The organism is Saccharomonospora halophila 8, assembly GCF_000383775.1.
In the GTDB taxonomy this organism is placed as follows: Bacteria; Actinomycetota; Actinomycetes; order Mycobacteriales; family Pseudonocardiaceae; genus Saccharomonospora; species Saccharomonospora halophila.
On the sequence record NZ_KB912586.1, the window covers coordinates 69181 to 79231 of the forward strand.

The 10051-nt window shown below is 70.4% G+C and carries 7 protein-coding genes; 3 read left to right on the top strand and 4 right to left on the bottom strand.

What is annotated here, in order from left to right; translation table 11 throughout:
* Nucleotides 1-126: 126 nt before the first annotated feature.
* Together SACHA_RS23110 and polX are read right to left on the bottom strand one after the other, a co-directional pair.
* A complete protein-coding gene (locus SACHA_RS23110; protein ID WP_198010180.1) occupies nucleotides 127-3186 on the bottom strand; it encodes a family 16 glycoside hydrolase in 3060 nt (1019 codons plus the stop codon).
* 355 nt (nucleotides 3187-3541) lie between these two features.
* Nucleotides 3542-5266: a DNA polymerase/3'-5' exonuclease PolX gene (polX, locus tag SACHA_RS0118805; protein ID WP_019812244.1), complete on the bottom strand. Its 1725-nt coding sequence runs from the start codon at nucleotides 5264-5266 to the stop codon at nucleotides 3542-3544.
* 126 nt (nucleotides 5267-5392) lie between these two features.
* On the opposite strand from polX, the gene SACHA_RS0118810 reads away from it, so the two are divergent.
* A complete protein-coding gene (locus SACHA_RS0118810) occupies nucleotides 5393-6157 on the top strand; it encodes a crotonase/enoyl-CoA hydratase family protein (RefSeq protein WP_019812246.1) in 765 nt (254 codons plus the stop codon).
* A 66-nt stretch (nucleotides 6158-6223) separates the two neighbouring features.
* Here the strand turns inward: SACHA_RS0118810 and SACHA_RS0118815 are convergent, their stop codons facing one another.
* Together SACHA_RS0118815 and SACHA_RS0118820 are read right to left on the bottom strand one after the other, a co-directional pair.
* Nucleotides 6224-6886, bottom strand: a complete 663-nt coding sequence (locus SACHA_RS0118815) for a TetR/AcrR family transcriptional regulator (RefSeq protein ID WP_019812253.1) — start codon at nucleotides 6884-6886, stop codon at nucleotides 6224-6226.
* A gap of 80 nt (nucleotides 6887-6966) precedes the next feature.
* Nucleotides 6967-7938, bottom strand: a complete 972-nt coding sequence (locus tag SACHA_RS0118820) for an NAD(P)H-dependent flavin oxidoreductase (RefSeq protein WP_028663340.1) — start codon at nucleotides 7936-7938, stop codon at nucleotides 6967-6969.
* Nucleotides 7939-8282: 344 nt separating this feature from the next.
* Between SACHA_RS0118820 and SACHA_RS0118825 the strand changes: the two genes are divergently transcribed.
* Both SACHA_RS0118825 and SACHA_RS23115 read left to right on the top strand, forming a co-directional pair.
* Nucleotides 8283-9425: a S1 family peptidase gene (locus SACHA_RS0118825; protein WP_028663341.1), complete on the top strand. Its 1143-nt coding sequence runs from the start codon at nucleotides 8283-8285 to the stop codon at nucleotides 9423-9425.
* A gap of 181 nt (nucleotides 9426-9606) precedes the next feature.
* Nucleotides 9607-10051 (top strand): MFS transporter (locus tag SACHA_RS23115; RefSeq protein ID WP_039739790.1); only part of this gene is annotated, 445 nt, incomplete at its 3' end.

The following is a 10051-nucleotide window of genomic DNA, read 5'->3' on the forward strand; positions in this document are numbered from 1 at the left end:
CGTGCCGCCCCGGGCCACCACGGACCCGGGGCGGCACCGTGCCTTACGGCCGGTGACGTGCGGCACTGCGTTCCGCACGGGAGGTGACGTCCCGGCCCGCGGCTGCCGCCGGCGGGCACCTGCGCATCATCCGGTCGGGCCACCGCCGACAGTCGTGTCCGTCCGCCCGAGAGGCTGGATCCAGATGTCGCGGTAGCGCACCGCGTTGCCGTGGTCCTGCAACCGGATCGCACCGGTGGACGGGCCCTCGGCGATGGAGCCTCCGGTCGGACCGGGGATCGCGACGTCGTCGTGGACGGTCACACCGTTCCAGACCAGGGTGATCCGGGCGTCCGACACCTTGTTCCCGTCACCGTCGAACCGGGCGGCGCGGAACGTGATGTCATAGGTCTGCCACGTCCCGGGTGCCGTGGCGGCGTTGACGTCGGGAGCCTTGTGTTGGTAGATCGCGCCCGCCTCGTTGTCGGCGAGCGTGTCGTCCCCGAACGAGTCCAGGATCTGGACCTCGTAGCGCTCCTGCATGTAGACACCGCTGTTGCCCCGGTCCTGTCCGGTCACGTCCGGCGGCAGCTCCGGCACCCGGAACTCCACGTGCATCCGGTAGTCGGAGAACGCCTGTTTGGTGCGCAGGTCGCCGCCCTCGACCTCCATGGCACCGCCGGAGACGAGCGGCCAGCTCGCCGCGCGCCCGTCGGTATGCTGCCATTCCGACCGGTCCCCGCCGTCGAACAGGGTGATCCGCCCGCCGGGCTTGCGGACGGAGACGGAGTCGAGATTGACGTGTCCGGTGTCGCCCTCGTCGACCTGATACCGGATCGTGTTGAGCCCGCCGGACAGCACCAGCCGTTCGGTCTTCGTCGCCCAGTTCTCCCACGTCGTCGTGGACGGCAGTGTCGACTGCCGCACCTTGTCGCCGTTGACGTAGACGCTGACCGTCTTGTCCCCGCTGAACGGGTGCGGACCGTTGGAGTAGCGCAGCCCGACGTCGTAGGCACCCGGCCGGTCGACGTCGACCTTCATCGTGGTCGAGGCGCCCTGTTCACCGAAGCCCGCGACGAAGCCGGAGCCGGTGTAGCCCGGATGGTCACCGGCCACACGCGCGCCGCCGTCCAGGCGGCCCGATTCGGCGTCATGGAACACCTGCTGATTCTGCTCCCGCTCGCCGGGGATCGCATTCAGCGTGTACCACGCCTCGGTGTTCCACAGCTGCTGACCGTTCTCGGCGGTGAATGGGCGCGGCGAGCGCAGGTGCACCACTCGGCCGGGCTTGAGGCCGTCGATGGTGAGGGTGACCGTCTTCCGGTCGTCGGAGACCTGGGTTCCGGAGACTCGGAGCGACTGCTCGTCCACCTTCGGACCGCCGTAGTTGCGGGTCGGGACGTAGCGCCACTGCTCGACCGTGTAGCTCCGCGCGAGCTTCTCGACCGTCTCGGCCGACAACGGCCGGGTGTAGTCGATCGTGAAGCCGTTCTCGGTCGCACGCACGGATTTCATGTCGAAGGTGTTGGCGCCGTTCGGCGTGAGCTTCTGGAGCCCGTACTTCAGCTTGCCGGGCTCGCTCCAGTTGCCGCCCTCGCCGATGCCGCCGACGTAGATCGCCCCGTCCGGACCCACGACGGTCCGGTTGACCCCCGCCTCGAGGCCCGCGGAGTGGCGGAACACCGCCCCCTGATACTCGCCGTGCACCTTCTCCAGGAACGCACGTTGAAGCCCGCCGTAGGTCACGTCACCGAAGAGCATCTGCCCGGCGAAGGGACCCTCGTCCAGCCGCACCGGGTTGGTCGGAGAATTGCCGATGTCGTTCTGCGGCAACCACAGCACCGGTTCGGTCACCGGCCGCTCGTCGAACGGACCGGCCGGATTCGTGTAGTGGTTGAAGAACCGGTCCTGCTTGACGTGCACCAGCTTCGACGAGGGCAACCAGCCGCCCTGATTGTCCATCACGAACAGCTCGCCGTCCGGGCCCCACCCCATGCCGTTCGGGGTGCGCAGGCCGCCCGCGACGTAGGAGACCTCCCCGGTCTCCCGGTTCACCTTGATACTGGTGCCCCGGTTCTCCGCGGGCTGCGGGTCGGTCGTCGCGCCGCCCTGGTCGATCGCGACCGACAGGTTGACGTAGAAGTGGTCCTCGTCGTGCAGCAGGCCGAAGGCGAACTCGTGGAAGTTCCCACCGTACGGCCATTCCGCGACCGTCCGGTGCTGCCGGAGGCCGTCGCCGTCGGTGTCCGCCGTGAGCTCGGTGAGCCGGTCGCGTTCCGAGACGTAGAGGGACCCGTCGACGACCGCGACGCCCATGGGGTTGAGCAGACCGGTGGCCACCTTGGTGACCGTGACCTGGTCGGGGCCGGTGTCGCCGGTGACGTTGCCGAGAACGAACACCTCGCCGGGTTCGGGGTCCTCCACCGGGCCCGCCGGGCTCACCGAGCCGGAGGTGACCACGACGAGCCTGTCGTCCGAGGTCCAGTCCATCGCCGCCACCATCGGCTGGAACCCCTCCGGCCGCAGGTCGGTCAGGTCGTAGTTCGGGTTCACCGAGTCCAGGGGCAGCCCGTCACCCGGGTTGTCGGCCGCGCCCTCGCAGTACTTGCGCCCGGGAGCCGTCACGCGCACGACGTCGGCATCGGTGCTGAGCACGGACTCGGGCACCACGGTGAATTCCGTGGCCCCGGGAGCCTTCCAGGACAGGGTGAGCCGCTGGCCGCCGCCGGCCTCGAAGTGTTCGACCCGCAGCGTATGGTGACCGGCATCCAGCGTGACGGTGCCGTCTCTGGGCTCGGCTCCGTGCAACCCGTCGTGGTCGATGACCAGCTCGTCGTCGATGTGGAGCCGCGAACCGTCGTCACTGGTCAGCCGGAAGGTATAGGCGCCCTCGGTGGGGATGTCGATGTTGGCAGTCACGTGGGAGAGGAAGTTGTCCTCGAACCCGAAGTCGTCCGCGGTGCTGAAGTCGATCGTCGGCATCAGCTTGTCGACGTTCGGGGTCGTCCCCGGTCTGAGGTCACACAGTTCCTCCAGCGGCTGTTGCAGGTCGAACGTGCGTAACGTGACGCCCGGCTCCTGAGGCGGGAGATCGTCGGACCGGGCGTCGGCGGGCGGTGCGGTCCAGGTGGTGGAGACCAGCCCCAGCAGCGCGACGCCGAGCAGCCCCACCAGGCCCCTCCGGCGGCCGCGAACGGTTCGTAACACCAGGCATCCTCCTTGAAGCTGCTCAGGACACAGGCACCGGCGGTGCACGTGACGGCGTCGAGCAGCCGGGTAGGCGTGTCGCCTCGCTCCGTACTTTTTCACTTGATGAGCAAAAGTACTTTGCTCGCGCTCAAAAGTAGTGCGCCCAGCTCCATGAGCAATCGGCCGATAGCGTGACAGCACCCTCGCACCGAGTAGCGTCGGCACCTGACTGGTGTACTGTGCGACCGGACCGTCCCCCACCGGACTCCGGCTCGGCGGGTGTCACCGTCGGCCGCGCGCCGAACCGCGCTGGCCGGAAAGGCGATTCAGGACGTGCCGACCGGGGAATCGTGCCCGCACACGGGAGCGTGATTCACGGCCGGGAGCGGTGCAGGAAGGCCCGCAGCCTGCGCCACGACCACGTGTTGATCACCTCGTCGGCGGACAGCCATCCCCGTTGCGCCGTGCCGATGCCGTAGCGGAGATTGTCCAGGTCGACGGTGGAGTGCGCGTCGGTGTTCACCGCGAACACCACCCCGTGCTCCCGCGCCCGCAGGATGTGGGCGTCGGACAGGTCCAGCCGGTCGGGATGGGAGTTCACTTCCAGCGCGGTACCGGTGCGCGCGCAGGCGGCGAACACCGCGTCCGGGTCGACGTCCACGGGCGGACGCCGCCCGATCCGACGGGTGGTGGGGTGGCCGAGGATCGACACGTACGGGTTCTCGCACGCGCGCACGATCCGCCGGGTCATCTCCTCCGCGGGCTGGTCGAAGTGCGAGTGCACCGACGCCACGCACACGTCGAACCCGCTCAGGAACTCGTCCGGCCAGTCCAGCCCGCCGTCCGGGCCGATGTTCAGCTCGGTCCCGTGCAGCAGCCGCATCCCGCGCACCTCGCCCTGCAGCGCGCGCACCCGCTCGCGCTGGGCCAGCATCTTGTCGTCCGACATTCGTTGCATCGGCAGGTCCGGCGCGTGGTCGGTGACCGCGTAGTAGGACAGCCCGCGCCGCGCCGCCGCGTGCACCATGTCCTCCAGCGGCGACACCCCGTCGGTGAGGTCGGTGTGGGTGTGCAGGTCGCCACGGATGTCGTCGGCCGTGACCAGCTCCGGCAGGGTCCCCTCCTGCGCCGCCTCGATCTCGCCGCGGTCCTCCCGCAGCGGCGGCGGGATCCACGGCAGCCCCAGGCGCGCGTAGACGTCCTCCTCGGTGCGCGAGACCACCAGCTCGTCGGTGTCGGCGTCGAACAGGCCGTACTCGGACAGCTTCCAGCCGTGCCGCACCGCGATCCCGCGGGTGCGGATGTTGTGCGCCTTCGACCCGGTGAAGTACTGCAGCGCCGCGCCCCACGCCCGCGGCGGGACCACGCGCAGGTCCACCTGCTGGCCCTTGTGCGTGCGCACCGAGGTCCTGGTGGTGCCGTGCGCGAGCACCTCGGACACCTGTGGCAGGCCGACGAACGCCGCCATCAGCGGTGCGGAGTCCTCGGCCGAGGCCAGCACGTCGACGTCGCCGACGGTCTCCCGCATCCGCCGCAGCGATCCCGCGTACGCACAGTCCACGCAGCCGGTGGCCTCCCGCACCGCGGCCGTGACCTCCTCGGCCACCGACAGCGCCACGTCCAGGTGCGCCCGGCCCTCCGACTGGCGCAGCACGTCGATGCCGCGCCGGAGGTTGTCCTCGGTCCGCGGGCCGAACCCCTTCAGCTCCCGGACCCGCTCGCGGTCCAGGGCCTGTTCGAGCTCGTCCACCGACGACACACCCAGCTCGGTGTGGATCTGCATGGCCTTGCGCGGCCCGAGCGTGGGAATCTCGGTGAGCGCGCGCACCCCCGCCGGGATGCGGCCGCGCAACCGCTCCAGCGCCGTCACCCGCCCGGTGCGCAGGTACTCGGCCACCTTCTCCGCGATCGACGACCCGACCCCGGGGACGGCCCGCAGCTCCTCGGCGTCGAGACCGGAGACATCGGCGTGGTGCCCGGCGACCGCGCGCGCCGCCTTCTCGTACACCCGCACCTTGAACGCCTCGCCGCCGGAGATGGACAGCAGGTCGGCGTACTCCTGCAGCAGGGCGGCGACTTCGTCGTTGCGCCGGGGCATGACCCCAGGGTAGGGCGGGTGCCGGGCCGGGGCAGGTTGTCCGGCCGGTGGGACCACCGGTACCGCGGTGATCGTCTCTGCGGCATGCTGTCGCGGAGTGGAACCGAATCCCGTGGAGGAGCACCGATGGGCGACACGGTCCTCGTCGAGCAGCGCGACCGCGCTCTGATCATCACCCTCAACCGGCCGGAGGCGCGCAACGCCGTCGACGCCACGGTGGCGCAGGGCGTCGCCGCGGCCGTGGACGAACTGGAGTCGAACAAGGACCTGTCCATCGGCGTCCTCACCGGTGCGGGCGGCACGTTCAGTGCGGGGATGGATCTCAAGGCGTTCCTGCGCGGCGAGAACGTCACCATCGAGGGCCGGGGCCTGGCCGGGCTGACCGAGGCCCCACCGGCCAAGCCGCTGATCGCCGCGGTCGAGGGCTTCGCCCTGGCGGGCGGGTGCGAACTCGTGTTGTCCTGCGACCTGGTGGTGGCCTCGGAGGAGGCCACGTTCGGTATCCCGGAGGTCAAGCGCGGCCTCGTGGCCGGGGCGGGCGGCCTGTTGCGCCTGCCCGCCCGGATCCCCCGGCAGATCGCGATGGAGATCGCCCTGACCGGGGACCGCTTCTCCGCCGCCGACGCCCACCGCTACGGGCTGGTCAACCGCCTCGCCGAACCCGGGCAGGCGCTGTCCGGGGCGCTGGAGCTGGCCGACCGGATCACGGCCAACGCGCCGCTGGCACTGCGGGCCACCAAGGAGATCATCACTCGTTCGGCCGACTGGACCAGCGACGAGGCCTTCACCCGTCAGTTGGAGATCATGGCCCCGGTGTTCGCCTCCACCGATGCCCAGGAGGGGGCGAAAGCCTTCGCCGAGAAGCGCGCCCCGGTCTGGCGCGGCGAATGACCACGCCGCCCGCCCTGCCCGTCCCGGGGCGGGCAGGGCGGGCGGATCCGGTCGGATCGGGGCCGGTCAGGACGGGGCGGGGTAAGACGCGCCCGCCGTCGCCAGGGCGAGGTCGGCGTACCGGGCGGCCACGTCCTCCGGGGTGAGGGAGCCGCCGGGGCGGAACCAGCGGCCCACGAACTGGCACATGCCCAGCACCGCCCGGGCGGTCTCCTCCGGGTGCGGGGTGGTGAACACCCCGCACCGCACGCCGTCGGCCACGATGCCGGACACCAGCCGTTCGACGTCCCTGCGCCGCTCCGCGTACCGCCGGCGCACCCGGGCGGACAGGTGCCGCTGCTCCGGTTCGAGCGCCGCCAGCTTCCACCGCCGGGTCATGTGCAACACGACGGCCTCGACGACGTAGGCCAGGCGCCGGTCCGGCCGGTCCCCGCCGTCCTCAGCCGCGGTCCGGACCCGCCATTCGAGGTCGCTCGTCGCCTTCTCCAGCAGTGCGACGAACACGCCCTCCTTGTTCTGGTGGTGGTAGTAGATCGAGGGGACGGTCTGCCCGTGCCGCCGCGCGATGTCGCGCACCGTGGTGCCGTGAAATCCGTTCTCGTAGAACGCCTCCAGCGCGGCCGACAGCAGCGGGGTCAGCTCCAGCTCCCCGTGCCGTCGCCAGTCGCCGCCCTCGTCCGGACCCGCCGGGCCCGGCGGTCCGACCACCGCGCCGTCGCCTCGCGACATCACAGTCCTTCCCACCACCCGATCACCCGGGGGCCACCCTACTCCGCCGCCCGGCGCGGGCGGCGTACCCGCGACGCGGATCAGGATCGCACCAGGCCGCCCAGCCTGCCGCGCACGAGTTCCTCGGCCCCGGTCACGATCCGCTCGACCAGCTCGCCGGCCGTGGGCACGTCCTGGATGAGCCCCTGCACGAGCCCGGCGCTCCAGATGCCCAGCTCCGGGTCGCCCTCCTCGTACACCCGGCGTCCGCGGGCCCCGGCCACGAGCTCGCGTACGTCCTCGAAGGCGCCACCCGTGGCGAGGATCTCGATGACCTCCCGGCTGACCCCGTTGCGGGCCACCCGCGCGGTGTTGCGCAGCGGCCGGAAGATCAGGTCGGTGTCCCGCTCGGTCGCCCGCACCAGCGCCTGTTTGACGTTGTCGTGCACCGGGGCCTCCGCCGTGGCCACGAACCGGGTGCCCATGTTGATGCCGTCCGCACCGAGCGCCAGCGCCGCGACGAGCCCACGGGCGTCACCGAAACCGCCGGAGGCCAACATCGGCACGGTGATCTTCTCGGCGGCGGCCGGGATCAGCACCAGGCCGGGGATGTCGTCCTCCCCCGGGTGTCCCGCACACTCGAACCCGTCGATGCTGACCCCGTCGACGCCGAGTTCCTGCGCCTTCACCGCGTGCCGCACGCTGGTGCACTTGTGCAGCACCTTGACCCCCGCCTCGCGGAAAACGGGCAGGTGCTCGACCGGGTTCGACCCGGCGGTCTCCACCACCGGCACCCCGGACTCGACGATCACGTCGCGGTACTCCGCGTACGGCGGGGGGTCGATCGAGGGCAGGATCGTCAGGTTCACCCCGAACGGCTTGTCGGTCAGCTCCCGGCACCGGGCGATCTCCTTGGCCAGATCCTCCGGGGTGGGCTGGGTCAACGCGGTGAGAAACCCCAGGGCGCCCGCCTCGGCCACTGCGGCGACCAACTCCGCCCGGCCGACCCACTGCATTCCTCCCTGGGCGACGGGGTGCTGGACCCCGAAGACCTCACAGAACCGTGTACGCACGTGCCTCGCCCCTTTCCGTGACTGACCGGACAGGACGGACACTACCGAGGCTATCGAGCGTTAGATATGCCGGGTGGTGCAGATCTCGTTCCCGGGAGTCGTGCAACGGGACACCCGCTCCCCCTCGTCCATGGTGTGCGATCACGACTGGCACACTCTCGGTGTCGTCAATCGCGTTCTCTCGCCTCGCGTCACCTGATCGTCACAAAATAGGAACCTTCGTCGTCCGCCGTTCGCCGATCTCCGACCTTCGTCGGCGCCCATTGAGCGGCTGTGCGGACCGGGCTCGACCCGGACACTTCCTTCCGGTCCATTGGACGTTAACCACGTCACAGGGAGAAGGAATGGCTTCACGAAAGCGCAGGGCCGCGGCACGCCTGGGTGCCACCGCGGTATTGGCGACCGGCATGGCGGCGGTACTCGCTCTGCCGGCGACTGCGGGCTCCGGAGCGCCGGTCACCCCGGCGGGAGACGACGACCCGATGATCCAGGCCATGCAGCGGGACCTCGGGATGAGCGCCCAGGAGGCCGAGCAGCGGCTCCGCAGCGAGGCCGCGGCTTTCCGGGCTGACGAGACGGTGCGGGCCACGCTGGACAGTTTCGGCGGCTCGTACTATGACGCGGAGCTGGGCAAGCTGGTCGTCGGAGTGACCGACAAGGCCGAGTTCGACGAGGTCCGTGCGGCCGGTGCGCAGCCCCGGTCGGTCGACAACAGCAGGTCCGAGCTGGATGCGGTCGTCGAGCAGCTCAATGAGGCGGACGACAACGTTCCCGAGTCCGTCGCCACCTGGTATGCCGACGTCAAGAGCAACTCGGTGATGTTGACCACCGCACTGGGCACCACGCGGAAGGCCAATGAGTTCGTCGAATCCGCAGGTGTGGATCAGGCCGACGTCACCGTCGTCGAGTCCACCGAGGACCCGAAGACGCTGATGGACATCATCGGCGGCAACGCCTACTACAACGACAGCACCGGCGGGCGCTGCTCGGTCGGATTCTCGGTGTACGGCGGCTTCGTGACCGCGGGCCACTGCGGTGACTACGGCGACTACACCTCACAGCCCAGTGGCTACTTCGCGGGTTCGTCGTTCCCCGGTGACGACTACGCCTACGTCGACGCCGGCTCCGACGACACCCCGAAGCCGTGGGTCAACATGTACAACGGCTACGCCCGGGTCGTGCAGGGCTCGGCCGAGGCCCCGGTCGGCTCCTCGGTGTGCCGGTCCGGTTCCACCACCGGCTGGCACTGCGGCTACATCGAGGCCAAGGACCAGACCGTCTCCTACCCGCAGGGCACCGTGTACGGCCTGACCAAAACCGACGTGTGTGCCGAGCCCGGTGACTCCGGCGGCTCGTTCATCTCGGGCAACGAGGCCCAGGGCATGACCTCCGGTGGCTCCGGCGACTGCACCTACGGCGGTACGACCTACTTCCAGCCCGTCAACGAAGTTCTCAACGCGTACGGACTAACCCTCGTCACCGGCTGACCCCTGACCGGCTCCCCCTCGTGACCGACTGAGCCGGCACGCTTCACGGACACCGCGACGTGGTGGTGGGGACCCTCCCCGCCACCACGTTCGTGCGTGTGGCACACGTGTCCTGCCTCACAGACCCTGTCCGCGGTAATTGCGTCGCCCGCCCGCCCACGCGGAGGCTAACCTGCTGACGATGGCGGTGGTCATCCCGACGACCGGGTTCCTGCTGGAGCGGTTCACCCCGCGCCAGATCTTCCTCGCCTCGCTGACCCTGTTCTCCACGGGCACGGTGGTCGCCGCCCTCGCACCGAGCTTCGGATTCCTGCTCGCCGGGCGCGTGGTGCAGGCCACCGGCACGGCCGTGATGCTGCCGCTGCTGATGACCTCGGTGATGCGCCTGGTGCCGGAGACCCGGGCGCGGCGCGACGATGGGCACCATCACCATCGTCATCGCGGTCGCGCCCGCGTGGGGCCGACGATCGGCGGAGCGGTCCTGGCATCGCTGGGCTGGCGCTGGATGTTCTGGATCGTACTGCCGTTGGCGCTGACCGCCCTGGCCCTCGGGGCGCTGTGGCTGCACCTCGACAGCCCGACGCGGCGGCTGCCGCTCGACCTCGTCTCGGTCGTGCTGTCCGCGA